Origin of the sequence: Micromonospora sp. L5, assembly GCF_000177655.2 — a bacterium.
Lineage (GTDB): Bacteria > Actinomycetota > Actinomycetes > Mycobacteriales > Micromonosporaceae > Micromonospora > Micromonospora aurantiaca.
The window spans coordinates 5,124,674-5,149,248 of the sequence record NC_014815.1 but is presented as its reverse complement, the minus strand read 5'-3'; the positions used below and the strand labels follow the sequence as shown (position 1 = coordinate 5,149,248).

Sequence of the window (24,575 nt, the reverse complement as noted above, 5' to 3'; positions counted from 1 at the left end):
GACCGGAAGTTTCGGAAGCCCGCACCGTCCGTCCACCCGGGCGCCCGCCGGTCCGTTCCACGCCGCGGCGTTCCCGGCACCGCCACCGCCGGCCTCCGGCCGCGCGCACCATCCCGAAAGGAACGACCATGAAGCTGAGACGTTGGCTCGCCGCCGGCGCCGTCGCCGTCGCGACCGCCACCGCCCTCAACGTCGTCCCCGCGACGGCCGGCCGCCCCTACGACCCGGCCGCGCAGAGCCTGCGCGAGCTGGCCAAGCGCCACGGCCTGTACGTGGGCACCGCCGTCGACATGGCCGCCCTCAACGACGCCGCCGAGCCGCGGTACCGCGAGCTGGCCGCGTCCGAGTTCTCCACCGTCACCGCCGAGAACGTCATGAAGTGGGAGAGCCTCGAACCCACCCGGGGCACATACAACTGGGGGCCGGCCGACGAGCTGATCGACTTCGCCCGCAAGAACAACCAGCGGGTCCGGGGCCACGTGCTGGTCTGGCACAACCAGTTGCCGGCGTGGCTGACCAGCGGCGTCGCGGACGGCTCGATCAGCAAGGCCGAGCTGCGCCAGATCCTGCGCAACCACATCACCGCCGTGGTCACCCACTTCAAGGGCAAGATCTGGCAGTGGGACGTGGTGAACGAGGCGGTCAGCGACCCCTGGGACACCCCGTCCACCCTGCACTACAAGGGGTTCTGGGCGCAGAACCTCGGGCCCGGCTACATCGCCGACGCGTTCCGCTGGGCCCGCGCCGCCGACCCGAAGGCGCTGCTGTTCTACAACGACTACAACATCGAGGCGTTCGGCTCCGGCAACCCGGCCGACGACAAGACGCAGTTCGTCTACGACATGGCCCGTGACCTGCGGGCCAAGGGCGTGCCGATCGACGGCGTGGGCGCACAGGGCCACCTCGGCACCCAGTACGGCAACTTCAGCACGCTCCAGGTGGCCGCGGCCCTGCGTAAGTTCGCCGGGCTCGGGCTGGCCACGGCCCTCACCGAGGTGGACGTGCGCAGCCAGATCACCGAGGGGGTGGAGGCCGGCGACTCCGCGGAGATCAACCCGCGTCTGCAGGCGTCCGCGGCGAACTTCAGCGTGCTGATGCAGGCCTGCCTGGCCGAGCGGCACTGCCTGTCGTTCACCCTCTGGGGCTTCACCGACAAGCACTCCTGGGTACCCGGCGCGTTCTCCGACCCGCCGGAGGGCCTGGCCACCGTCTACGACGAGAACTACCAGCCGAAGCGGGCGTACCACGAGCTGAAGGCCGACCTGATCTTCTCCGGTCCGCCGTACGTGCTGCCGCGCATCCCGCAGCACCCGCGCCGCTAGACGACTGGCGCACCACGGCGGGGCCGGTCCGGTGACCGGCCCCGCCGCCTGTGCCCGGCCGGCACACGCTCACGCCGCCCGACGCCGGCCCAGTTCCGACTCCAGCCGCCCGATGAGCGTCTTGCGGGCCTTGCCGCCGCGTTCCCGGCGCAGCGCCGCGTCGAGCTGACGGGTGTCGAGGTCACGGACCAGCTTGACCGCCTCGGTCACCGGCAACTCGTTGATCTGCTCGGCGGCGGTGGCGTCCCGGCGGGCCCGCTTCGCCGGGCCGGTGTTCGGCACGTACTGGCGGCCGGAGCGCGACGCGCGGCGCTTGCGGGTGTCGGTGGCGCGCCGCTCGTTCTCCGACAGCTCCTCCCACGCCTGTTTGGGCAGGTAACGGCGGGTTTCGCCGCCGTTGCGGGCGCGCGTGTCGCCGCTGCGGGTCTGCCACTTCTCGCCGCCCCAGCGTTGCAGCGAGCGCTGCCGTGCGTCCTTCGGGCCCTCGAATCCCCCGCCGGCCTTCTTGTACTCGTTCGTCAGCAGCTGCGACTTGCGGGCCGACCACTGCCCCGGCCGTCCGCCCTTGTCGGAGGCGCGGATCTCGGCCTTCAGGCGCTCCCGCAGTTCCGGCTCGGTGTACTTCGCCATGACGCAGCGTTACCCGGACCGGGAGCGGCCATGCCGGTCAGCCGAGCGCCGGCCGATAGACCAGATCCATCGTGTCGGTGCGGCCCGACCAGTCCAGCCGCAGCCGCCAGCACCCGGCGGCCGGCAGGTCGACGATGGACGGCCCGGGTCCGCCGGGCACCTCCCGGACGGCCCGGGTACCCGTCCCGTCGAGCGTCGCGGTGATCACCAGGGGGCTGAGTTGCGCCGGTTCGGACCGGCCGGGATCGGGGCGGGCCACCCAGAGGATCTTGTTGTTCGCGCCGTCCCCGCGCGCGTGCACCAGCGGGTACGCGAACAGGATCGCCACGATGTCGCCCCCGGTGCCGAAGACGTGCCGCACCCGGGTGTCGCCGGTGAACCCGGCGTCCGCCCAGTCCGGCAGCCGGCCGGTCTCCAGCCGCTCGGCGCAGGCCGACGGCGCGGCCGGGCCGGTGGCGGGCGTGGTGCCCGGGGCCGTGTCGGGCACGCCGGCCGGGCCGGTGCACCCGGCCAGCAGCAGGACCGACACCAGCAGGACTCTTCTCGGAACGGACATTTGGCCTCCCCCGTCGACGACTCTCGTCAACAGGACACCGCCCGGCGCCCCGGGGTTCCCGGCGTCCTCACTCCAACGAGGACGCGACGTCCAGCGCCTGTTCGCGGGTGAGGTCGCCCTCCAGCCGGTAGCTCACCCCGGCCCGCTCCCAGATCAGCGTGGCGGCGGACAACCGCGCGGTGGCGACCCGTTCCGTCCCGGACCGGTCCACGTACGCGAGCGCGTGCGGACCGCCGACCCAGATCGCGAACTCGCCGCCGACCTGGGTGAGCGTCACGTCCGCCCCGACCGACCGCTTGTGGAACACGATGTCGAGCGAGCCGTCGAACGCGTCCAGCCGGACCGTCCCGCCCCGGTAGAGCAGGCTGACGACCCGGTGGGCGCCGGCACCGTCCGGATCGGCGACCAGCACCCGTTCCGGCACGCCGAACCGGGCCGGGACGCGGATCGGGAAGCGGACCTGCCGCTGTGCCTCGGCGAGCGCGACCTGGTGCTGCGCGGGCAACGGCGACGGCGTACCGGCCGGCGGCGGCGCGGGTGCGGTGTCGATGACGACCCCGGAGAACCGCAGCAGCCCGGTCACCGCGTCGGCGACCGCGGCCCGCCCCGGCGGCAGCGCCGCCACCAGCAGGGCGGCGAGCGCGCCGGCCAGCACGTACCGCCACCGGCGGCGCGGCGCGGGCGCGTCGAGCCGGGCCCGGACCCGGGCGGTCAGATCCGGCGTCCGCGCCGGCTCCAGCCAGCCGGTCAGCTCCCGCAGCTCCCGTTCCAGGTCATCCACGGTGCGCCACCTCCCGGTCCAGCAGGGCCCGCAGCTTCGCCAGCGCCCGGTGGGTCCGTGACTTCACGGTGCCCCGGGCCACCCCCAGCACTGTCACCGTCTCGTCCTCGCCGAGGTCGAGCAGGTAGCGGCAGACGATCACCTCGCGGTCGCGGACGGGCAACCGCCGCAGCGCACCCACCAGCGCGGCGCGGCGCTCGGCCGCCAGCACGGCGTCGAGCCCGTCGTCGCCGGTGACCGCCGCGACCGGCTCCGCCGCCGCCGCGCGCAGCGTCAGCCCGTCCCGCCGGGTGCGGGCACGGTGCAGGTTCCGGGTCTCGTTGGCGACGATCGCGAGCAGCCAGGACCGGAACGACGCCTCGGCCCGGTAGCGGGACAGTTTCCGGTACGCCTTCACGAACGCCTCCTGGACCACGTCCTCGGCGTCCGGACCGGCGCCGAGCAGCACCGCCGTCCGGTACGCGGACGCGGTGTGCCGGGCGACCAGGGCGTCGTACGCCTCCCGGTCGCCGGCGCGTACGCGGGTGACGAGTTCGTCGTCGTCCAGGGCAGCCTCCGCCGTCGGTCCGCTTTCATGACACCGCCCGGGGCGGCCGGGTTCCATCAGGCGTTTGACCGGGTGCCGGGCCGGAAAGAGTGGCGGGATGAGCTGGGCGAGAAGAGCCGTACCCGCAGCCGTCGCCGCCGTCGCCGCGCTGGCGGCCCGGGACCTGCTGCAACGCGACCACGCGCTGCGCCGCAACTTCCCCGTGCTGGGCCGGGCGCGGTACCTGATCGAGTCGATCGGCCCGGAGCTGCGGCAGTACATCGTGGCCGGCAACGACGAGGAGCGGCCGTTCACCCGCGACCAGCGGCGCTGGGTGTACGCCTCGGCCAAGCAGGAGAACAACTACTTCGGTTTCGGCACCGACAACGACATCGAGCACACCTCCGGCTATCCGATCATCAAGCACCGTACGTTCGGCCGGGCGGTCCCGCCGTCGACGCCGACCGCCGGGCACGACGTGACGCTGCCCTGCGCCAAGGTGCTCGGCGCGGCGCGCGGCCGGGCGCAGGCTTTCCGGCCGGAGTCGGTGGTGAACATCTCCGGGATGAGCTTCGGTTCGCTGTCCGGCAACGCGGTGGAGGCGCTCAACCGGGGCGCCGCACTGGCCGGCTGCCTGCACAACACCGGCGAGGGCGGGCTGTCGCCGTACCACCGCAACGGCGGTGAGCTGGTCTTCCAGCTCGGCACCGCGTACTTCGGCTGCCGCGACGAGCAGGGCCGGTTCAGCCTGGAACGGCTCAAGGACCTGGTGGCGTCGGCGCCGGTACGCGCGCTGGAGATCAAGCTCAGTCAGGGCGCCAAGCCGAGCCTCGGCGGCCTGCTGCCGGCGGCGAAGGTCTCCGCCGAGATCGCCGCCACCCGGGGCATCCCGGCCGGGCGGGACTGCGTCAGCCCGTCCCGGCACGCCGAGTTCTCCGACTGCGACAGTCTGCTCGACTGGGTGGAGCTGCTCGCCGCCGAGACCGGCCTGCCGGTCGGCATCAAGTCCGCCGTCGGTGACCTCGGGTTCTGGGAGGAGATGGCCACGCTGATGCGCGACACCGGGCGCGGCGTGGACTTCGTGACTGTCGACGGGGGCGAGGGCGGCACCGGCGCCGCGCCGCTGATCTTCAGCGACTCGGTCTCGCTGCCGTTCCAGCAGGGCTTCTCCCGGGTCTACCGCACCTTCGCCGAACGCGACCTGCACGAGAGCGTGGTGTTCGTCGGTGCCGGCAAGCTCGGCCTGCCGGACAACGCGGTGGTGGCGTTCGCGCTCGGCGCCGACATGGTCAACGTCGGGCGGGAGGCGATGCTGGCGATCGGCTGCATCCAGGCGCAGAAGTGCCACACCGACACCTGCCCGACCGGCGTCGCCACCCAGAACGCGTGGCTGGCCCGGGGTCTGGACCCGGCCCGCAAGTCGGTGCGGGCCGCGAACTACATCCGTACGCTGCGCCGCGACCTGGTCAAGGTGGCCGAGGCGTGCGGCGTCGAGCATCCCGGGCTGATCGGCACCGACGCGGTGGAGATCCTCGACGGCCGGACCTCGTCGATCCCGCTGGACCGGGCGTTCGGCTACCGGCCGGAGTGGGGGATGCCGTCGGCAGCCGACCGGGCGGCGATCGTGCGGCTGATGACGGCCGAGGCGCCGCAGGGCGGCAGCGCGCCGCCCTCCCCCACCGCCGTCGGCTAGCCGGTTCCCTCGCCGGTGCGGTGCCGGCCCCGGCGGCGCGGCGGGCGCGGCCGGAGCACGACCGGCGCCACCACCAGGAGCGCTGCCGCACCGAGCAGTCCCCAGGGGTGGCGGCTGGTCTCGACCACGAAGGCCACCGGCCGTTCCGGCAGGTCGACGCGGCCGTGGAGTTCGTGTGCCCCGAGCACGGCGACGTCCACCGGCACCGGGATCTCGTACGTCCGGACCTGCCCTGGGCCGATGGTGCCCAGGGGCGGGGCGGCGACGATGGTGTGCGCCCGTCCGGGCCGGCCGAACAGCAGCGTGAACGTCGGGTCGACCACGTCGGCCGGGCCGGAGTTGCGCAGCGCGACGCGTACGGTGAGCGTCTCGGGCAGCCCGAACCATTCCCGCAGCGGGCGGCGGCCGGCGACGCGCAGCTCGTCGAGGTGCAGTCGCGGCGTGGCGGCCGGCGCGGGCGCCGGGGCGGCGGTCACGCCGCTGACCGGCAGCGCGGCGGTCGCCTGGACGGTGCCGGTCAGGGCATGCGCGCGCAGTACGCAGGGGCAGGCGACGGGCGGCGCCGCCAGCACGATCGGCGCCGCCGTCGTGCCCGCCGGCACCTGGACGGTGGTGGCCTGCTCGTTGGCGCAGTCGAGCGCGCCCCGGCGGGCGTCGTTGCCGCAGACCGTGAGGTGGACCGGGCCGGCCGGCCAGCCGCGCAGCGTGGCGGTGACCCGCTGCCCGACAGTCAGCGGGCCGGACGGCACGACGACAGCGGGCCGCGGCGCCCCGGAGGCCGCAGTGGACGACGGCGCGGCCGGGGCGGCGACGGCGGTGCCGTCCGGGGTGGACGGCGGCGCCGGGACCGGCACGGCCAGCGCGAGGATCGCGGCGGCGGCCGGCAGGACCGGGGTCACCGGGCACCGGCCGCCGCGCCGCCCGCCGGGGGTTCGGCCGTCCCCGCGACGGGGGCCTCGGCCGCTGCCGCCGGCCCGGCGGGAGCGGCCGAGGGCTCGGACACCGACGCCGGCCCGGGCGTGGTGGAGGGCGCGGCCGAGGTGGGACGGCGACGACGGCGACGCAGGTAGAGCCAGGCTCCGGCGGCCGCCAGTGCGGCGATCAGCAGCCAGGGCGGCGCCCACACGCTCGCGGTGCGCTGCACCGGGGGCAGCGCGGTGTCGACGGTGGTGGGTGCGAGGTCGACTGTCGCGGTCAGCCGCAGCGCGGGCGGCACCCCGGTGACCCGCTCGGTGACAGTGAACTCGGCGCCGGGCAGCAGCTCCGGCAGGTCGACCGGGCTGGTCCGGGACAGCGTCCAGCCACCGGGGCCGGCGACGACCACCGCGCCGGTGCCGCCGACGCGGACGTTGCCGCTGTTGCGGATCCGGTAGGTGACTGTGAGGTCGGCGCGGCCGATCGGGTTGAGCGGGGTGTCGTAGCCGACGCGTACCGATTCGACAGTCACGGCGGGGCGGACCTCGCCGGCCACACGGAGGTAGACCCGGGCGGCGATCCGCTGGTCGAGCCGGACCCGCTGCCCGTCGGCGGTCACGCCGTCCTGGGCGACCGCGGCGATCACGCCGCCGGTGTGGTCGCCCGGCGTGGCGTTGCGCGGCACCGTGAGGCGGAACGGGATGTCCGCGCGCCTGCCGGGCTGGACGGTCCAGCTTCGCCGCTCGACGCCGATCCAGGCGCCGACGTCGGTGGCGGCCCGGTCGGAGGGCAGCAGCGCGAAGGCGCCGTCGGTGGTGGTGTACGCGTCGGTGCCGTACACCGCGAAGGTGAGCGGCCGGTCACCGAGGTTGGTGACGCCGACGTGGTCGGTGACGCTGTCGCCGGGCGCCAGGTCGTACGTGAAGTAGTTGCGCCCGGTCGGCCCGCCGGGCCCGGACGGCTGGACCGCCCAGCGGACGGCACCGGGGTCGGCGGACGGTGCGGGCCGGGGGGCGGCCTCGCCGGCGGCCGGCGGCCCGAGCAGCACCGCGAGCAGCGCGGCGGCGAGCGCGGCGCCGAACCGCGCGGCCGGGCCGGGCGTGCGCCGCCGCGGGGTGCGGGTGGAGGGCGTGAGGAGAGGCATTCCGTGCTCCGCTGCGAGGTGGTCGCCGGGAGGCGGCTGGTGGGGCACGGGCGACGTGCCCGCGCCCCACCAGGTCCGACCCGGTCGGTGAATCAGGAGAGGGTCAGGGTGAGCGTGGCGACGTAGTCACCCGCCGCGGCGGACGCCGGCACACCGAGGTTGAGCTCGGCGCCGCAGGCGAAGACGCCGTTGCTGGTCCCGGCTCCGGCCGTGCACAGGGCACGGGCCTCACCGAGACCGGCGCCGGGAGCGGCCACCGCGCCCGGGGCGACGGCACCGGTCGTGCCGCCCAGCGGGTCGTTCACCACGCTCGCCGTCGGCGCCCAGCCGAGGTAGTTCCCGGCGATGACGCCACCGGCGGCGGAGGTGAAGTCGGAGACCTGTCCGACCAGGCTCCAGCCGGTGCCGGCGCCGCGCAGGTCGGCCACCGTGGCCGTGTTCAGCGGCGCCCGGGCGTACTCGCCCTTGCCGACCGGCGGCAGGGCGACTGTCGCGCCGGCGACGCTCAGGCTGAGCGGACCGCCGGTCACGGTGCTGGTGATCCGCTGCTGGGCCGAGTTCCCGCCCGCCCCGGTCCGGGTGAACGTGATCGGGGTGAACGTGTCCTGGCGGCGGTCGGCCGAGCCGCGGGCGGCGAACGTGATGACGTAGCACTGCACCTCGGTGCAGTCCACCTCGTCGCCGTTGCGGTCGGTGTAGACGGCGCTGATCGGCAGCGTCGTGGTGAAGCTGCCGTCGGCGGCCATCCGGTCCCGGGCGTCGGTCGGCTCGTTGGTCTTGTTGACCCACTTGGTGACCTGGAGGACGCCGGCGTTGGCCCAGTGCTCGTCGACCTTCGGTCCGAACGAGACGTAGATGCCGGCCCCGTTGTTGAAGTCCGGGTCGAAGCCGGTGCCGCGTACGGTGACAGTCGCGCCGGCGGGGTCGAGGCCCTGGGCCGGGTCGACTGTCACCGCCGGGGTGGCGGGCGCGGTGCCGCCTGCCGTGGTGAACGTGAACGACACCGGGTCCAGCGCCTCACCGGCGGCGTAGAAGCCGTTGAAGGCGCCGGCTCCCACGCTGGTGAGCGCCGCGGCGAGGTTGCTGCCGGTCACCGTGTTCCCGCTGGCGGCGGGACTGCCGGTGAGGGTGGCGACGGTGGCCTGCTTCACCGAGACCGGCTCGGTCATCGTGGTGGCCAGGTCGACGTCCGCCTTCAGCGAGGCGGTGCCGCCGGAGACGGCGACGGTCGGGTTGGCCAGCGTGATGGTCAGCAGGTGCGCCGGGTACGAGAACACCACTGTGCCGCCGTACGTGGCGTTGGTCGTACCGGCGGCGGCGTCGTGCGTGCCACCGGTCGACGGGAACGTGAACGTGCCGTCGGCGTTGACAGTGGCGCCGTTGCTGACAGCGATCGGCGGATCCCCGTTGCCGGCCTTGACGTAGTTGCGGAAGCTGGCCTTGAAACCCCAGGTCAGGCTGCCACTGGTGATCTCGGCCTCGGCCGCCGAGGCGGGTCCGGCGCCCACGAGCGCACTCGACACGCCGAGGGCGAGCACCGCCGCCCAGCGCATCGACCGGAGGGCTCCGGCTCTGGATCTGAACATGCTGTTCCTCTCGAGAGGGGAAGCGAAGACATTAGGTTAGGCAAACCTAATATGATCGGGTGATCCACGAAGCGTCCCAAGATCTTCAACCGAACGGACCCCTTGCCACCTGCGCTTTTGCCGCTTAGGCTAGCCAAACCTAAGTTGTTGCCCGGTCGGTGCACCCGGCCGGACCTGTCGTGTGAGGAGCCCGATGCGAGCACGGCGCCGCACCATCCTGACCACCGTTCTGCTCACCGCCGCCGTCGTCGCCACGCCCGCGCCGGCCCACGCCGGCACCGCCACCGGCAGCGGCGGTCAGAAGCTCACCGTCACCCCGAGCACCGGCCTGAGCCGCTCGGGCGCCACCGTGTCCGTCTCCGGGCGCGGCTACGACGTCGACAAGGGCATCTACGTCGCGTACTGCGTCGACAACGGACCGGGCGTGGCGGCGACCCCGTGCGGCGGCGGCGCCGACACCACCGGCAGCCTGGGCGCCTCGCAGTGGATCTCGTCGAACCCGCCCGCCTACGCCGAGGGCCTGCCGAAGCCGTACGGCCCGGGCGGCTCCTTCTCGGTGACGGTCAAGGTGACCCCCACCATCGGCGACGTCGACTGCACCGTCCGGCGCTGCGCGGTCGTCACCCGCGCCGACCACACCCGGGCCTCCGACCGGTCCCAGGACGTACGGGTGCCGGTCACGTTCGCCGCCGGCGCCACGAGCGCCCCGCCGAAGGCCGGTCCGGCGCCGAAGGCGACCACGCCCGCCGCCGCGCCCCGGACCACCACCGCGCAGGACGCACCGGCCCCGGCCGCCTCCGGCAGCGCGCCGGCCGCAGCGGGGGCGGCAGGGGTGACGGGCGCCGCGACCGGGGCCGGGGCGCCGTCGCAGGCCGCGGCCTCCGACCTCCACGTCACGCGGGTCAGCGACACCTCCGGGGCCGGACGCGGATGGACCGCCGGGGTGGTGGCCGCCGCGCTGGCCCTGGCCGTCCTGCTCGGCCTCGGCCGGTGGCGGCGCCGTCGCGGTGCCGGCCGGTGAGCCGCCCGCACCGGCGACCAGGCCGGGGACCGCTCGTCGCGCTGCTCGCGGTGACCATGGCGGCGACCGGCTGCGCCGCGCCGGGCCGATCGGGTACGCCGTCCGCCGCCGGCTGCGGGCCGGTCACCGCCACGGTGGACGACGCCGACGTCGACCCGGTCCGCCCGGCGCCCACACCAGCGCTGCCGGCCACCGTACGCTCCGGCGACGGCACGACGGTGACTGTGGACGACGTCAGCCGCATCCTCCCGGTGAACCTGCACGGCTCGATCGCCGAGATCGTCTTCGGCCTCGGCCTGGGCGGCAACGTCATCGGGCGGGACACCTCGACCACGTTCCCCGCCGCCGCGCACCTGCCGGTGGTCACCCCGGGCGGGCACGACCTCTCCGCCGAGGCGGTGCTCGACCTCGACCCGAGCGTCGTGCTCGTCGACGACGGCGTCGGACCGCCCGAGGTGCTGCGCCAGCTCCACGCCGCCGGTGTCCCGGTCGTCCAGGTACGCGCCGAGCCGACCCTCGACGGCGTACCGGCCCACATCCGCGCGGTCGCGGCGGCGCTCGGCGTACCCGGGGCCGGGGAGCGGCTGGTGACCCGCGTGCAGAGCGAGACCGCCGAAGCCCGGCGTACCGCCCCGGCGGGCCGGGCGCCACGGATCGCGTTCCTCTACCTGCGCGGCACCGCCGGGGTGTACCTGATCGGCGGCCGGGGCGCCGGGTCCGACGCGATGATCGAGGCGATCGGCGGCGTCGACGCCGGCAGCGCCGCCGGGCTGTCCAGGTTCCGTCCGCTGACCAGCGAGGGCCTCATCAACGCCGCGCCCGACGTGATCCTGGTGATGAGCGCCGGGCTCGCCTCCGTCGGCGGCGTCGACGGCCTGGTGAAGCTGCCCGGCGTGGCGCAGACGCCGGCCGGGGCGAACCGGCGCGTCGTCGACATGGCCGACGGCACGCTGCTCACCTTCGGCGTCCGCTCCGGCCGGGTCGTCCAGGCGCTGGCCCGCGCCGTCTACTCCTGCGAGGACCCGTCGTGACCACGCTACGGAAGCGGCCCGCGCCCGCCGCCGCCCCGGCGGCAGTCACCGGCGCGCCCCGGTCCCCCGGCCGGCGGGGCACCGTGCTGGTGGCCGGGCTCGGCGTCGCCCTCGTGCTCGTCGCCCTGCTGGCCGCCGGGCGCGGCCAGGTGGCGATCTCCCCCGCCGAGGTGCTCGGCTCCGTGCTGCACCGCCTCGGGCTGGACCTCGGTCCGCTGCCGTCGGCGGCGCAGGGCGAGAACGCGCTCTGGATCGTCCGCTTCCCCCGGGTGCTGCTGGCGGCCGTCGTCGGCGCCGCCCTCGGCTGCGCGGGCGCGGTCATGCAGGGCGTCTTCGGCAACCCGCTCGCCGAGCCCGGCGTCATCGGGGTGTCGGCCGGCGCGGCCGTCGGCGCCGCCCTGGCCATCGTCACCGGCGTCACCGTCCTGGGCGGATGGACCGTGCCGCTCGCCGCCTTCGCCGGCGGCCTCGCCACCACCTACCTGGTGTACGCGCTGGCCCGCTCCGGGGGCCGGACCGAGGTGGTGACACTGGTCCTGACCGGCGTCGCGGTCAACGCGGTCGCCGGCTCGGTGATCGGGCTGCTCATGTTCGTCACCGACCAGTCCGGCGTGCAGGCCATCGCGTTCTGGAACCTCGGCAGCCTCGCCCAGGCCAGCTGGACGGCCGTGGGTCTCGCCGCGCCGTGCCTGCTCGCCGGGCTCGCCGTCGCCTGCGCCGACGCGCGCCGCCTCGACCTGCTCGCCCTCGGCGAACCCGCCGCCCGGCACCTCGGCGTGAACGTCGAACGCCTGCGGCTGCGGCTGATCGTCGTCACCGCGCTTCTCGGCGCCGCCGCTGTCGCGTTCACCGGCATCATCAGCTTCGTCGGACTGGTCGTGCCGCACCTGATCCGGATGGTCGCCGGACCGGGCCACCGGGTGCTGCTGATCGCCAGCGCGCTCGGCGGGGCCGTCGTGGTGATCGGCGCCGACCTCGCGGCGCGTACCCTCGTCGAGCACCAGGAGCTGCCCCTCGGCGTGCTCACCGCGGTCATCGGCGGCCCGGCGTTCTTCTGGCTGCTGCGCCGCACCCGCGACCGGGCCGGAGGCTGGGGATGAGCCTCCCACGTACGCCGCGCCGGTTCGCCGCCGCCCGGCCGCCGCGCCCGGCGCCCGCCGGGCACCTCCGGATCCGGGTGGCCGGGCTGCGCGTCGAGCGCGCCGGCCGGACCGTGCTCGACGGGATCGACCTTCAGGTACGCGCCGGCGAGGTGCACGCCCTGGTCGGGCCGAACGGCGCCGGGAAGTCGACGCTGCTCGGCGCGATCAGCGGTGACGTGCCGGCCGCCGCCGGCCGGATCGAGGTCGACGGGCTGCCCCGCGAGTCGTGGAGCCCGGTGGAGCTGGCCTGGCGCCGCGCCGTGCTCACCCAGCGCAACACGCTGAGCTTCCCGTTCACGGTCGGGGAGGTGGTGCGGATGGGCCGGGCGCCGTGGGCGGGGCGGCCGGAGCGGGAACAGGACGACGCCGTCGTCGCCGACGTGCTCGAACGCTGCGACGTCGCCCGTTTCGCGGCCCGGCCGTACCCCGCGCTGTCCGGTGGCGAGCAGGCCCGCGCCGCGCTGGCCCGGGTCCTGGCGCAGCGGGCCACCACGCTGCTGCTCGACGAGCCGACCGCCGCGCTCGACCTGCGGCACCAGGAACTGGTCATGCGCATCGCCCGGGAGCGGGCCCGCGCCGGGGACGCCGTGGTCGTGGTGCTGCACGACCTGACGCTGACCGGGGCGTACGCGGACACCGTGACCCTGCTCGGCGACGGACGCGTCCGCGCCGCCGGGACACCGCGCGAGGTGCTCACCGCCCCGCTGCTCAGCGAGGTCTACCGGTACGACATCGACGTCGTCCCCCACCCCCGTGACGAGCTGCCGCTGATCGTGCCCCGACGCGGCCGGCCCGCAGGACCGTCAGCCGACGAGGAGAGACAGCAGATGGATACACAGACGTTCGCGGCCCGGCTGCGCGCCGAGACACGCGACGCGCACCGGAGCGCCGAGTCCCAGCGGTACGTCTCCGCGCTCACCGCCGGTGAACTCGACGTCGCCGGCTACACCGCGCTCGTCGTCGCGCACCACGGCATCTACGCGGCGCTGGAGGGCGTGGCGGACACGATGCGCGACGACCCGCTGGCCGGCCCGTTCGTCGACGACGCGCTGACCCGGCTGCCCGCGCTCGCCGCCGACCTGCGGTTCCTGCTCGGCCCGCGCTGGCGCGAGGTGATGGAGCCTGTTCCGGCCGCTGTCGCGTACGCCGCCCGGATCACCTCGGCCTGCGCCGGATCGCCCGAGCGGTTCATCGCGCACCACTACATCCGCTATCTCGGCGACCTGTCCGGCGGGCGGCACATCGGGCGCTGCGTGGCCCGGTACTACGGGGTGACCGAGGAGGCCGGGGCGTCGTTCTACACGTTCCCGGGGATCAGCGACCCGAAGTCGTACAAGGACGCCTACCGGGCGAGGCTGGACGCGCTCGCGCTGGACGAGGCCGGCCGGGCCGCGCTGCGCGACGAGGTGCTGGTGGCGTACGAGCACAACATCGCGGTCTTCACCGACCTGGGTCGCCTGGTGGCGGCGAGCGGCCGGGAGGGCGCCGCGTGAGCGCCGGTTTCCCGCCGGAGGTGGTCGCCGCCGTCAGCCGGCACATGAACGACGACCACGCCGGGGACGCGCTGCTGATCTGCCGTACGCTCGGCGGCCGGCCGGACGCCACCGCGGCCCGCACCACCGGCCTGGACGCCGACGGCATCGACTTCGCCGTCACAGTCGGCGGCACGGAGGTCCCGGTGCGCGTCCCGTTCGCCCACCGGCTCACCGAACGGGCGCAGATCCGCCGGGAGGTGGTGCGCATGTACCGGGAGGCCTGCGACCGGGCCGGCGTACCGCCCCGGCCGGCCGGCTGAGCACCGGGACCGTCCGGGCTGCGGAAACCCGGTCGGCTGCCGCACCGCCGCGGCGTACAGTCCGCCGCATGGCTGTGGACACGAGGCCGGCGGTGCGCGCCGGCCGATTCCGGCTGCTCCCGCTGGGCGTGGTCTTCCTGACCGTCGGTCTGTCCACCGCCGTGGTGCTGCCGTTCCTGTCGCTGTTCCTCGACCGCGAGGTCCACGCCAGTCCGTTACGGGTGACCGTGTTCCTGGTCGTCGCCCCGCTGTCCGGGGTGGTCGCCTCCGCGCTGATCGGCCGGCTGTCGGACCGCCTGCCGATCCGGCGCGCGCTGCTGGTCGGCGCCGCATTGGCCGGTGTGGTGGGCGCGGGGACGACCGCGTACGTCCGGGACTACTGGATCCTGCTGGGGCTGACCGCGACAGCCACCGCGCTGGCGAACTCGCTGTTCCCGCAGTCGTTCGCGTACACCCGGGCGCTGTTCGACAGGGACGATCCGGGGCGGGCCGCGTTCGGCGTCAGCCTCATGCGTACCGTGTTCTCGCTGGCCTGGGTGGCCGGGCCGGCGCTGGCCGCGGTGCTGCTCGACGTCGGCGGCTTCCGCCTGGTCTACGGCATGGCCGCCGTCATGTACGCGCTGGCCGCGCTGGTGGCCGCGTTCCGGCTGGAGGAGCTGCCGCTGCCGGCGCGGCCGGTCCCCGGCGATCCGGACGGCGCGGTGCCCGCCCCGCCCGGCGCGTCCCGGCTGCGGCTGGCGCTGACGGCGCTCGCGTTCGTCCTGCTCCAGTGCCCGCTGACGCTCGCCGTGCAGGCGCTGCCGCTGTTCATCGACGCCGAACTGAACGACGACCCCTCCCGCGCCGGGCTGGTGCTGGGCCTGTGCGCGGCGCTGGAGATCCCGCTGATGCTCGGGCTGGGCGCACTGACCGCGCGGGTCCGGCTGCGGCCGCTGATCCTGGTCGGCGGCGCCTGCGGGGTCGCCTACTACGCGACCGCCGCGACGGCGCCGGGCGTGGCGGTCCTGTTGCTCGCGCAGCCGGTGAACGCGCTGTTCATCGCCGCGGTGTCCGGTGTCGGCATCGCCTACGTGCAGGATCTGCTGCCGGGCGAGCCGGGCCGGGCCACCACGCTGTTCACCAACACGTTCCCGATCGGCGCCATGCTCGCCGGGCCGCTGCTCGGGCTCTCCGCGCAGGTCGGCTACCGGTGGGCGTACGGAATGAGCACCGCGCTGTGCGCGGCCGGGCTGCTGGTGCTGCTGCTGACCCGGCCGCACGCGCGGGCCTGACCGGCCCGGCGGTCAGCGGCGCCGCACCAGCACCACGTGGTCGATCAGCTCGCCGGTCCGGCCGTCCGGGCCGGTGGCGGTACGGCGCGCCGCGCCGAGCCGCTCGGTGTCCCAGCCGTCCGGGTCGAGGTTCATCGCGGCCAGGATCTCCTCCGGGCTGGCGAACCGGTGGTGGCCGGTGTCGGGCCCGGCCCAGGGCGGCGGCGCGCCGTGCTCGACGACGAGCAGCCGGCCGCCGGGCGCGACCGCCTCGGCCGCCGGGGGCAGCACCTTCTCCCGGGGCAGGACCAGCGGCGACTGGAAGAACTGCGCGGACACCAGGTCGTACCGGCCGGGCGGGAAGCCCTGGGTCAGGTCGTGCCGGACGGTGGTGATCCGGTCCGCCACCCCGGCCCGCTCGGCCTCGACGGTGAGCCGGTCCAGCGCGACGGACGAGATGTCCACGGCGGTGACCCGCCATCCCTTCGACGCGAGCCACACCGCGTCGCCGCCCTCACCGGAGCCCAGGTCGAGCACGGTGCCGGGCGGCAGCGCGCCGGCGACCTCGGCGAGGACCGGGTTCACCCGGCCGCTCCAGATCCGGTCCCGCTGGCCGTACCGCTCGTCCCAGAACCGGGCCGGGTCGGTGTCCGCCGCCGGCTGCTCGTGGTGGTGCCCCGTCATGTCTGCCTCCTCGCCGCCGGCCGTCTCCCGTCCGGTCACGCCATCGTGCGCCGCCGCCGACCGGACAGCAAGGAACCTTGCCGTTCCGGCAAACGAGCACACCGGACGAGCGGGGGGGTGGCGGGCGGCCGGACGCTGCGCTACCGTCGAGAGCAGATACCCCCGGGGGTATATGGATCCGGAAGGAGAACGCCCATGCACGAGGTCGACGTGACCACGTTCGCCACCGCCCACGCCGACGGGGCGACTGTCATCGACGTCCGGGAGACCGCCGAGTACCTCGGCGGACACGTCCCGGGTGCCCGTTGTGTGCCGCTGGGCCACCTGGCCACCCAGATGGCGCAGGTGCCGCGCACCGGCCCCGTCTACGTGATCTGCGAGGCCGGCGGGCGGAGCCGGGTCGGCGCCGAGCTGCTGGAACGCGCCGGCATCACCGCCCTGTCGGTGGCCGGCGGCACCTCCGCCTGGGTGCGCTCGGGCCGCCCGGTCACCGCTGGCAGCCGGCCGTGACCGGCCGGCCGGAGACGGCAGCCGCTCCGCGCACCGGCTTCCTCCGCCGCCTGCTCGGCCCCCGCGTCGCCCGGGTCACCCCGGCGGAGGCGGCGGCGCTGTCCGGCGCGGGCGCGCTGCTGCTCGACGTCCGCGAGCCGGCCGAGTGGCGGGCCGGACACGCCCCCGGCGCCCGGCACATCCCGCTCGGCCAGCTCGCGGGCCGGCTGTCCGAGGTGCCGGCGGACCGGCCCGTGGTGACCGTCTGCCGCTCCGGCGCGCGGTCGCGACGGGCAGCCAAGCTGCTCGCCGCGGCAGGCCACGAGGTGCACGACCTGACCGGCGGCATGCGGGCGTGGACGAACGCCGGGCTGGCGGTACGAGCCAAGGGCGGCAGGCCGGGCCACGTGGCCTGAGCAGACGCCCGTCCATCACCAGGAGAAGGAGCACGGCCGATGTTGTTCACCCAGTACTACCTCGACTGCCTGTCCCAGGCCTCGTACCTGATCGCCGACGACCGCACCGGCCGGGCCGTGCTCGTCGACCCGCGCCGGGACATCGACGAGTACCTCACCGACGCCAAGGCGCACGGCCTGACGATCGAGGGGGTCGTCAACACCCACTTCCACGCCGACTTCCTCGCCGGGCACCTGGAGGTGGCCGCCGCGACCGGCGCGTGGATCGGCTACGGGAGCCGGGCCGAGACCGAGTACCCGAGCCGCAAGCTCGCCGACGGCGAACGGATCAGCCTCGGCGACGTGACGCTGGAGATCATGGAGACCCCGGGCCACACGCCCGAGTCGATCAGCATCCTGGTCTACGAGCGCGCCGACGACCCGGTCCCGTACGGCGTGCTGACCGGCGACGCGCTGTTCATCGGCGACGTGGGCCGGCCCGACCTGCTCGCCTCGTTCGGCGTGACCGCCGAGGAACTCGGCCGCATGCTCTACGACAGCGTGCAGCACAAGCTGATGGGCCTGCCCGACGAGGTGCGCGTCTTCCCCGCCCACGGCGCCGGCTCGGCCTGCGGCAAGAACCTGTCCACCGAGCGGCAGTCCACCATCGGCGAGCAGCGCCGCACCAACTACGCCTGCGCGCCGATGAGCGAGGAGCGCTTCCTCGCCCTGGTCACCGGCGGGCAGCCGGCCGCGCCGGGTTACTTCGCCTTCGACGCGGTGCTCAACCGCAAGGCGCGTGAGCTGTTCGACCACGCCCGGCCGGCCCGCCCACTCACCCCGGCCGAGTTCCTGGCCGCCCGGGCCGACGGCGCCGTCGTGGTCGACGCCCGCGACCCGCAGGAGTACGCGACCGGGCACCTGCGCGGCGCGCTCAACGTCCCGGCCGACGGCCGGTTCGCCGAGACCGCCGGCAGTGTCGTGGCGCCCGACCGGCCGGTGCTCGTGGTGGCCCCGCAGGACCGGGAGGAGGAGATCGTCGTCCGCCTCGCCCGGATCGGCTTCGACCGGGTGATCGGCTACCTGCGCGAACCCGAGGGCGCCTTCCTGGAGATGGTCGCCGAGATGACCCGGGCCAGCCGGGTCACCGCCACCGAGCTGCGCGCGGCCCTCGACGGTCCGGACGCGCCGGTGGTGCTGGACGTCCGCAACGCCGGCGAGCGGGAGCAGGGAGCGGTGGACGGCTCCCGGCACATCCCGCTCGCCGAGCTGACCCACCGCCTCGGCGAGGTGCCCACCGACCGCCCCGTCGTCGTGCACTGCGCCGGCGGCTACCGCTCCTCGGTGGCCGCCAGCCTGCTGCGCAACGCCGGTCACGCCGACGTGTCCGACCTGCTCGGCGGCTACGGCGCCTGGCAGGGCCTGCACGCCGCCGCGTGACCCACCGGTCCGGCCCGGGTCGGGGCCCCTCCCCCGCCCGGCCCGGACCGTCGATCGCGCCGCCAGGATTAGCACTCCCCTCGCATGGGCAGACATTTGTCATCGGACACGCGAACGAGGGAGCTGACGGCATGGCGAAGGGCGACATCGACACCTACCAGCAGGACGGGCAGTGGAAGAACCGCCCGGAGGGCAACGAGCGCGCGACCAGCCGCCACGACACCAAGGCGGAGGCCGAGGCGGCCGGCCGGGAGATGGCGGCCGAGCGCGGCGCCGAGCACGTGATCAAGAAGCAGGACGGCACGATCGGCGAGAAGAACACGTACCCCCGCAGCCGCGACCCCCGGGAGATCCCGGGCTGAGCACGCAGCGCAGGCGATGTACGGCGCCGGACCCGAGCGGGTCCGGCGCCGTATCGCATACCGGCGGGTAGTGAGTGGCTGGCTAAAAACTTTTGTTCGGTTCCTACAACGGTCCCCGCTCAGGCTTCGGCCGTTACGACATGGCGCCGCCCGCGCATAGGCGGAAAGGTGAGGCGAGCCGGGGGCATCGCCGCGCCCGGCGCGCCACCGTGGGTCAACCGAAGGGGACGGTCACGTGTTCACCCGTGTCGCCATCGTCAACCGTGGTGAGGCCGCGATGCGGCTCATCCACGCGGTCCGGGAACTGGCCGCGGAGACCGGCAGCCGGATCGAGACCGTCGCGCTGTACACCGACGTCGACCGTACCGCCACCTTCGTCCGCGAGGCGGACGTCGCCTACGACCTGGGCCCCGCGTCGGCCCGCCCGTACCTCGACCTCAAGGCCCTGGAGCGCGCGCTGGTCGAGACCGGCGCGGACGCCGCGTGGGTGGGCTGGGGTTTCGTGGCCGAGGACCCGGCGTTCGCCGAACTGTGCGAGAAGATCGGCGTGACGTTCGTCGGACCGAGCCCGGACGCCATGCGCAAGCTCGGCGACAAGATCGGCGCGAAGCTGATCGCCGAGGAGGTCGGCGTGCCGGTCGCGCCGTGGAGCCGCGGCGCGGTGGAGAGCCTGGACGACGCGCTGCGCGCGGCGGCCTCGATCGGCTACCCGCTGATGCTCAAGGCGACCGCCGGTGGCGGCGGGCGCGGCATCCGGGTGATCCGCAGCGACGCCGAGCTGGCCGACGCCTACGAGCGCACCAGCCAGGAGGCGGCTCGCGCGTTCGGCAGCGGCGTGGTGTTCCTGGAGCGCCTGGTCACCGGCGCCCGGCACGTCGAGGTCCAGGTGATCGCCGACGGCCAGGGCACCGCGTGGGCGCTCGGCGTACGGGACTGCTCGGTGCAGCGGCGCAACCAGAAGGTGATCGAGGAGTCCGCGTCGCCGGTGCTCAGCCCGGAGCAGACCGCGGAGCTGAAGGCGTCGGCGGAGCGGCTGGCGGTCGCCGTCGGCTACCGGGGCGCGGCCACAGTCGAGTTCCTCTACCACCCGGGCGACCGGCTTTTCGCGTTCCTGGAGGTCAACACGCGCCTGCAGGTCGAGCACCCGATCACCGAATCCACCACCGGGTTCGACCTGGTCAAGGCGCAGCTGCACGTGGCCGGCGGCGGCCGGCTCACCGGCGAGCCGCCGGTCGAGCGCGGCCACGCGATCGAGGCCCGGCTCAACGCCGAGGACCCGGACCGCGACTTCGCGCCCTCCCCCGGCCGGATCACCCGGCTCGACCTGCCCGCCGGGCCGGGTATCCGGGTCGACACCGGGGTCAGCGAGGGCGACACCATCCCGGCCGACTTCGACTCCATGATCGCGAAGATCATCGCGTACGGCCGGGACCGGGACGAGGCGCTGGGCCGCCTGCGCCGGGCGATGGCGAACACCATTGTGGTCATCGCCGGCGGCGCGACGAACAAGAGCTTCGTGCTCGACCTGCTCGACCAGCCCGAGGTGATCGACGCCAGCGCGGACACCGGCTGGATCGACCGGGTACGCGGCGAGGGCCGCCTGGTCGCGCACCGGCACTCCGCCGTCGCGCTGGCGGCAGCCGCGATCGAGGCGTACGAGGAGGACGAGACCGCCGAACGGCAGCGGCTGCTGTCCACCGCGGCCGGTGGACGCCCGCAGGTGCAGCACCGCAGCGGCCGGCCGCTGGACCTGAAGCTGCGCGGCGTGACCTACCGGATGCGGGTGGCCCGGGTCGGCGCGCACCGGTTCCGGGTCGGTGTCGAGGCCGGTGGCGACGTGCGCACCGCCGACGTCGAGCTGGACCGCTTCGACCGGCACACCGGTCAGATCGCCGTCAACGGCGCCCGGTTCCGCCTGCTCACCGACACCCACGGCCCGGTGCACCTGGTCGAGGTGGACGGCGTGACGCACCGGGTCAGCCGCGACGAGGGCGGCGTGCTGCGCTCCCCCATGCCGGCGCTGGTGGTCGCCACGCCGCTTCAGGTCGGCGCGGAGGTCGAGGCCGGCGCGCCGGTGCTGGTGCTGGAGGCGATGAAGATGGAGACGGTGCTGCGGGCGCCGTTCCGGGCCCGCCTCAAGGAGTCGTCGGTCGCGGTGGGCACCCAGGTGGAGGCCGGGGCGCCGCTGCTGCGCCTGGAGCCGGTCGCGGAGGACGACGCCGAGGCGGCCGCCGGGCCGGCCGGACCGGCTGTCGAGCTGGACCTGCCCACCGCGCCCGCCGAGGTGCCCGCGCGGTCCCGCGCCGAACGCGGCCAGGAGGACCTCTGCTCGCTGCTGCTCGGCTACGACGTGGACCCGCACGACGAGCGCCGGGTGCTCGACGACTACCTGGACGCGCGGCGGGCGGCCACGGAGGCCGGGCACCGGCCGCTGGCCGAGGAACTGGAACTGGTGAACGTCTTCGCCGACCTGGCCGAGCTGAGCCGTAACCGGCCCGGCGGCGACGACGGGCCGGGCGGGCACGTGCACAGCGCCCGCGAGTACTTCCACACCTACCTGCAGAGCCTCGACGTCGAGCGGGCCGGTTCCCCGGAGTCGTTCCGGGCCCGCCTGGCCAAGGCGCTCGCCCACTACGGCGTCACCGAACTGGACCGCTCGCCCGAGCTGGAGGCCGCGGTCTTCCGGATCTTCCTGGCCCAGCAGCGGGCCGCCGCGGACGCCGCGGTGATCGCCGCGCTGCTGCGCTCCTGGCTGCGCGAGCCGCCGCCGGACGAGGCGCTGCGCGAGCCGGCCGGTCTCACGCTGGAACGCCTCGTCGCGGCCACCCAGGTCCGCTTCCCGGTGGTCGCCGACCTGGCCCGGGGCGTGGTGTTCGCCTGGTTCGCCCAGCCGCTGCTGCGCCGCAACCGGGCCCGGGTCTACGCCCAGGTCCGCACCCACCTGCGGCACCTCGACGCGCAGCCGGACGCGCCGGACCGCGCCGAGCGGATCGCCGAGATGGTCCGCAGCACCGAACCGCTGGTCCGGCTGCTCGGTCAGCGCCTGGTCCGCAACGACCTGGACAACGCGGCCATGCTGGAGGTGCTGACCCGCCGGTACTACGGCAACAAGGCGCTCACCGAGGTCCGCACCCGCACCGCCGGTGGCTGCACGTTCGTGGTGGCCGGGCGGGACGGGTCGAGTGTCGTCTCGGCCGCCGTCCGCTTCGACGCGCTCGGCGACGCGCTGCGCGGCCTGGCCGAGGTGGCCCGGGACTGCGAGGCCGTCGACGCGGACGTCTACCTGGCCTGGGAGAACCAGCCCGAGGACCTGGACGCCGCCGCCGCCGCGCTGCTGGACGTGGTGAACGCACACCCGCTGCCGCAGCAGGTACGCCGCCTCACCACCACAGTCGCCGGGCGCGGCGGCGCGGTGATGCACCACCACGTCACGTTCCGTCCGGCCGAGGGCGGCGGGATGGCCGAGGAGCGGCTGATCCGCGGCCTGCACCCGTACATCGCGCAGCGGATGCAACTGGAACGGCTGCGCGAGTTCGACCTGACCCGGCTGCCCTCGCTGGACGAGGAGGTCTACCTGTTCCAGGCGGTCGCCCGGCAGAACCCGTCCGACCAGCGGCTGGTCGCGTTCGCGCAGGTACGTGACCTGACCGAGCTGCGGGATCAGGACGGCCGCCTGGTGGCGCTGCCGACCACCGAGGACACGGTGGCGGCCTGCATCGACTCGATCCGCCGGGCGCAGTCGCGGCGGCCGTCGAAGTCGCGGTTCCCGACCAACCGGATCGTCGTCTACGTGTGGCCGCCGAGCGAGCTGACCCGCGAGGAGATGGAGCTGATCGCCGGCCGGGTACGCCCGACCACCGTGGGCGCCGAGCTGGAGGAGATCCTGTTCATCGCCCGGCAGCGCGACCGCCGTACCGGCGAGCTGACGAAGGTCGGCGTGCGGATCACGTTCGACGTCACAGGGCACGCGCAGCTGACGGTGGGCGAGCCGCCGGCCGAGCCGGTCGAGCCGCTTGACGACTACCGGTTGAAGGTGCTGCGGGCGGCCGGCCGCAACACGGTGTACCCGTACGAGCTGACCGGCCTGCTGGGCGACTTCGTCGAGCACGACCTGGACGCCGGTCACGCGCTGGTGCCGGTGGACCGGCCGAAGGGCCGCAACACCGCGGCGATCGTGGCCGGTGTGGTGACCACGCCGACACCGCGGCACCCGCAGGGCGTGACCCGGGTGGTGCTGCTCGGCGACCCGACCAAGTCCCTCGGCGCGCTGTCCGAGCCGGAGTGCCGGCGGGTGATCGCCGCGCTGGACCTCGCGCAGCGGATGGGCGTGCCGCTGGAGTGGTACGCGTTGAGCGCCGGCGCCCGCATCTCGATGACCTCCGGCACCGAGAACATGGACTGGGTGGCCGCGGCGCTCAAGCGCATCGTCGAGTTCACCCAGGACGGCGGTGAGATCAACATCGTGGTGGCGGGCATCAACGTCGGCGCCCAGCCGTACTGGAACGCCGAGGCGACGATGCTCATGCACACCAAGGGCGTGCTGGTCATGACGCCGGACTCGGCGATGGTGCTCACCGGCAAGCAGTCGCTCGACTTCTCCGGCGGTGTCTCGGCCGAGGACAACTTCGGCATCGGCGGCTACGACCGGGTGATGGGCCCGAACGGGCAGGCGCAGTACTGGGCGCCGAGCCTGCCGGCCGCGCGGGACGTGCTGATGGCGCACTACGACCACACGTACGTCGCGCCGGGCGAGGACGCGCCGCGCCGGGCCGTCACGATGGACCCGGTGGACCGGGACATCTGCGGCTACCCGCACGCGGTGGCCGGCAGCGACTTCGCCACGGTGGGCGAGATCTTCTCCGCCACCGCGAACCCGGACCGGAAGAAGCCGTTCGACATCCGTACCGTGATGCGGGCGCTCGCCGACCAGGACCACCCGGTGCTGGAACGGTGGGCCGGCATGGCCGACGCGGAGACGGCTGTGGTGCAGGACGTGCACCTCGGCGGCATCCCGGTGTGCCTGCTCGGCATCGAGTCCCGCTCGGTGCCCCGGCACGGCTTCCCGCCCACCGACGGCCCGGACACGTACACCGCGGGCACGCTGTTCCCGCGCTCGTCGAAGAAGGCCGCGCGGGCGATCAACGCGGCCAGCGGCAACCGGCCGCTGGTCGTGCTCGCCAACCTCTCCGGCTTCGACGGTTCGCCCGAGTCGATGCGCAAGCTGCAACTGGAGTACGGCGCGGAGATCGGCCGGGCGATCGTCAACTTCCGCGGCCCGATCGTGTTCTGCGTGATCTCGCGCTACCACGGCGGCGCGTTCGTGGTGTTCTCCAAGGCACTCAACCCGGACATGACGGTGCTGGCGATCGAGGGGTCGTTCGCCTCGGTGCTCGGTGGCGCGCCCGCCGCCGCCGTGGTGTTCGCCGGCGAGGTCGCCGCCCGTACGGCCGCCGATCCCCGGGTACGCGACCTGGAGGCGAAGGTCACCGCCGCGGCCGGCACCGAGCGGGCGGCGCTCACCGCCGAGCTGGACGAGCTGCGCTCGTCGGTGCGGGCGGAGAAGCTCGGCGAGGTGGCCGCCGAGTTCGACCGGGTGCACAGCATCCAGCGGGCGGTCGAGGTCGGTTCGGTCGACGCGGTGATCCGCGCCGCCGAGCTGCGTCCCCGCGTCATCGAGGAGATCGAGGCGCGCCTGCGCTGACACGTTGCACCGCCGGGCGGCGGGCGGGCCTTCGGGTCCGCCCGCCGTTTCGCGTGCGCCGGTCCTTGACGGGCCTGCCGTCGCATGATGTGCTCAATCGGTAATGGAAACC

Annotated in this window: 21 protein-coding genes; 13 read left to right on the top strand and 8 right to left on the bottom strand. The window is 74.7% G+C overall.

Annotated features, from left to right (window positions below; translation table 11 throughout):
• Positions 1-128 precede the first annotated feature (128 nt).
• Complete coding sequence (locus ML5_RS23665; protein WP_013286795.1) at positions 129-1,322, top strand: endo-1,4-beta-xylanase; 1,194 nt, start codon at positions 129-131, stop codon at positions 1,320-1,322.
• 69 nt (positions 1,323-1,391) lie between these two features.
• On the opposite strand, the gene ML5_RS23660 is transcribed toward ML5_RS23665, so the two are convergent.
• The 4 genes from ML5_RS23660 to ML5_RS23645 form a co-directional block, all read right to left on the bottom strand.
• Positions 1,392-1,952 carry a DUF5872 domain-containing protein gene (locus tag ML5_RS23660; protein ID WP_013286796.1) on the bottom strand — a complete coding sequence of 187 codons (561 nt, stop codon included), beginning with the start codon at positions 1,950-1,952 and terminating at the stop codon, positions 1,392-1,394.
• A gap of 37 nt (positions 1,953-1,989) precedes the next feature.
• Entirely contained in the window at positions 1,990-2,508 is a 519-nt protein-coding gene (locus ML5_RS23655; RefSeq protein WP_013476459.1) for a hypothetical protein, read from the bottom strand.
• A gap of 67 nt (positions 2,509-2,575) precedes the next feature.
• Positions 2,576-3,289, bottom strand: a complete 714-nt coding sequence (locus tag ML5_RS23650; RefSeq protein ID WP_013476458.1) for a hypothetical protein — start codon at positions 3,287-3,289, stop codon at positions 2,576-2,578.
• Positions 3,282-3,893, bottom strand: coding sequence for an RNA polymerase sigma factor (locus ML5_RS23645; RefSeq protein ID WP_013476457.1), 612 nt, complete (start codon positions 3,891-3,893; stop codon positions 3,282-3,284). Before ML5_RS23645 ends, ML5_RS23650 begins: the two co-directional genes overlap by 8 nt.
• A gap of 40 nt (positions 3,894-3,933) precedes the next feature.
• Between ML5_RS23645 and ML5_RS23640 the strand changes: the two genes are divergently transcribed.
• Positions 3,934-5,508, top strand: coding sequence for an FMN-binding glutamate synthase family protein (locus ML5_RS23640; RefSeq protein ID WP_013476456.1), 1,575 nt, complete (start codon positions 3,934-3,936; stop codon positions 5,506-5,508).
• Here the strand turns inward: ML5_RS23640 and ML5_RS23635 are convergent.
• From ML5_RS23635 to ML5_RS23625, 3 genes are all read right to left on the bottom strand, one after another.
• Positions 5,505-6,407, bottom strand: coding sequence for a hypothetical protein (locus ML5_RS23635; RefSeq protein ID WP_013476455.1), 903 nt, complete (start codon positions 6,405-6,407; stop codon positions 5,505-5,507). The two genes, ML5_RS23640 and ML5_RS23635, sit on opposite strands and share 4 nt — an antisense overlap.
• Positions 6,404-7,567, bottom strand: coding sequence for a WxL protein peptidoglycan domain-containing protein (locus tag ML5_RS23630; protein ID WP_013476454.1), 1,164 nt, complete (start codon positions 7,565-7,567; stop codon positions 6,404-6,406). Before ML5_RS23630 ends, ML5_RS23635 begins: the two co-directional genes overlap by 4 nt.
• 92 nt (positions 7,568-7,659) lie before the next feature.
• Positions 7,660-9,153: an HtaA domain-containing protein gene (locus ML5_RS23625; protein WP_013476453.1), complete on the bottom strand. Its 1,494-nt coding sequence runs from the start codon at positions 9,151-9,153 to the stop codon at positions 7,660-7,662.
• 193 nt (positions 9,154-9,346) lie between these two features.
• On the opposite strand from ML5_RS23625, the gene ML5_RS23620 reads away from it, so the two are divergent.
• The 6 genes from ML5_RS23620 (at position 9,347) to ML5_RS23595 (ending at position 15,413) form a co-directional block, all read left to right on the top strand.
• On the top strand, positions 9,347-10,174 hold the full coding sequence (locus ML5_RS23620; protein WP_013476452.1) for a neocarzinostatin apoprotein domain-containing protein: 828 nt from the start codon (positions 9,347-9,349) through the stop codon (positions 10,172-10,174).
• Positions 10,171-11,205: a hemin ABC transporter substrate-binding protein gene (locus ML5_RS23615; RefSeq protein WP_236619278.1), complete on the top strand. Its 1,035-nt coding sequence runs from the start codon at positions 10,171-10,173 to the stop codon at positions 11,203-11,205. Before ML5_RS23620 ends, ML5_RS23615 begins: the two co-directional genes overlap by 4 nt.
• Positions 11,202-12,305 (top strand): iron ABC transporter permease, encoded by a 1,104-nt coding sequence (locus ML5_RS23610; RefSeq protein ID WP_013476450.1) that lies wholly within the window; start codon positions 11,202-11,204, stop codon positions 12,303-12,305. Before ML5_RS23615 ends, ML5_RS23610 begins: the two co-directional genes overlap by 4 nt.
• Complete coding sequence (locus tag ML5_RS23605) at positions 12,302-13,840, top strand: heme ABC transporter ATP-binding protein (protein WP_013476449.1); 1,539 nt, start codon at positions 12,302-12,304, stop codon at positions 13,838-13,840. The genes ML5_RS23610 and ML5_RS23605 overlap by 4 nt, the downstream gene beginning before the upstream one ends.
• Positions 13,837-14,142 (top strand): DUF2470 domain-containing protein, encoded by a 306-nt coding sequence (locus ML5_RS23600; RefSeq protein WP_013286808.1) that lies wholly within the window; start codon positions 13,837-13,839, stop codon positions 14,140-14,142. Before ML5_RS23605 ends, ML5_RS23600 begins: the two co-directional genes overlap by 4 nt.
• A 68-nt stretch (positions 14,143-14,210) precedes the next feature.
• Positions 14,211-15,413, top strand: coding sequence for a sugar efflux transporter (locus ML5_RS23595; RefSeq protein ID WP_221488058.1), 1,203 nt, complete (start codon positions 14,211-14,213; stop codon positions 15,411-15,413).
• Positions 15,414-15,425: 12 nt separating this feature from the next.
• Here the strand turns inward: ML5_RS23595 and ML5_RS23590 are convergent, their stop codons facing one another.
• Positions 15,426-16,076 (bottom strand): bifunctional 2-polyprenyl-6-hydroxyphenol methylase/3-demethylubiquinol 3-O-methyltransferase UbiG, encoded by a 651-nt coding sequence (locus ML5_RS23590; protein ID WP_013476448.1) that lies wholly within the window; start codon positions 16,074-16,076, stop codon positions 15,426-15,428.
• Positions 16,077-16,271: 195 nt separating this feature from the next.
• Here ML5_RS23590 and ML5_RS23585 point away from each other — a divergent pair, with 195 nt between their 5' ends.
• The 5 genes from ML5_RS23585 to ML5_RS23565 all read left to right on the top strand — a co-directional run bounded on the left by ML5_RS23585 (position 16,272) and on the right by ML5_RS23565 (position 24,463).
• Positions 16,272-16,586: a rhodanese-like domain-containing protein gene (locus ML5_RS23585; RefSeq protein ID WP_013286811.1), complete on the top strand. Its 315-nt coding sequence runs from the start codon at positions 16,272-16,274 to the stop codon at positions 16,584-16,586.
• Between the two features lie 50 nt (positions 16,587-16,636).
• Entirely contained in the window at positions 16,637-16,981 is a 345-nt protein-coding gene (locus ML5_RS23580) for a rhodanese-like domain-containing protein (RefSeq protein WP_047890381.1), read from the top strand.
• A gap of 39 nt (positions 16,982-17,020) precedes the next feature.
• Entirely contained in the window at positions 17,021-18,400 is a 1,380-nt protein-coding gene (locus ML5_RS23575) for a rhodanese-like domain-containing protein (RefSeq protein ID WP_013286813.1), read from the top strand.
• A 131-nt stretch (positions 18,401-18,531) separates the two neighbouring features.
• Complete coding sequence (locus ML5_RS23570) at positions 18,532-18,762, top strand: DUF2188 domain-containing protein (RefSeq protein ID WP_013286814.1); 231 nt, start codon at positions 18,532-18,534, stop codon at positions 18,760-18,762.
• A gap of 235 nt (positions 18,763-18,997) precedes the next feature.
• Positions 18,998-24,463 carry a carboxyl transferase domain-containing protein gene (locus ML5_RS23565; RefSeq protein WP_013476446.1) on the top strand — a complete coding sequence of 1,822 codons (5,466 nt, stop codon included), beginning with the start codon at positions 18,998-19,000 and terminating at the stop codon, positions 24,461-24,463.
• Positions 24,464-24,575: the final 112 nt, after the last annotated feature.

What these genes read in the sequence shown, in the direction of transcription:
- ML5_RS23665 (WP_013286795.1), top strand. Translation starts at nt 129, where the DNA reads ATGAAGCTGAGACGTTGGCTCGCCGCCGGCGCCGTCGCCGTCGCGACC.
- ML5_RS23660 (WP_013286796.1), bottom strand. Translation starts at nt 1,952, where the DNA reads ATGGCGAAGTACACCGAGCCGGAACTGCGGGAGCGCCTGAAGGCCGAG.
- ML5_RS23655 (WP_013476459.1), bottom strand. Translation starts at nt 2,508, where the DNA reads ATGTCCGTTCCGAGAAGAGTCCTGCTGGTGTCGGTCCTGCTGCTGGCC.
- ML5_RS23645 (WP_013476457.1), bottom strand. Translation starts at nt 3,893, where the DNA reads ATGGAACCCGGCCGCCCCGGGCGGTGTCATGAAAGCGGACCGACGGCG.
- ML5_RS23640 (WP_013476456.1), top strand. Translation starts at nt 3,934, where the DNA reads ATGAGCTGGGCGAGAAGAGCCGTACCCGCAGCCGTCGCCGCCGTCGCC.
- ML5_RS23630 (WP_013476454.1), bottom strand. Translation starts at nt 7,567, where the DNA reads ATGCCTCTCCTCACGCCCTCCACCCGCACCCCGCGGCGGCGCACGCCC.
- ML5_RS23625 (WP_013476453.1), bottom strand. Translation starts at nt 9,153, where the DNA reads ATGTTCAGATCCAGAGCCGGAGCCCTCCGGTCGATGCGCTGGGCGGCG.
- ML5_RS23620 (WP_013476452.1), top strand. Translation starts at nt 9,347, where the DNA reads ATGCGAGCACGGCGCCGCACCATCCTGACCACCGTTCTGCTCACCGCC.
- ML5_RS23605 (WP_013476449.1), top strand. Translation starts at nt 12,302, where the DNA reads ATGAGCCTCCCACGTACGCCGCGCCGGTTCGCCGCCGCCCGGCCGCCG.
- ML5_RS23595 (WP_221488058.1), top strand. Translation starts at nt 14,211, where the DNA reads ATGGCTGTGGACACGAGGCCGGCGGTGCGCGCCGGCCGATTCCGGCTG.
- ML5_RS23590 (WP_013476448.1), bottom strand. Translation starts at nt 16,076, where the DNA reads ATGACGGGGCACCACCACGAGCAGCCGGCGGCGGACACCGACCCGGCC.
- ML5_RS23585 (WP_013286811.1), top strand. Translation starts at nt 16,272, where the DNA reads ATGCACGAGGTCGACGTGACCACGTTCGCCACCGCCCACGCCGACGGG.
- ML5_RS23575 (WP_013286813.1), top strand. Translation starts at nt 17,021, where the DNA reads ATGTTGTTCACCCAGTACTACCTCGACTGCCTGTCCCAGGCCTCGTAC.
- ML5_RS23570 (WP_013286814.1), top strand. Translation starts at nt 18,532, where the DNA reads ATGGCGAAGGGCGACATCGACACCTACCAGCAGGACGGGCAGTGGAAG.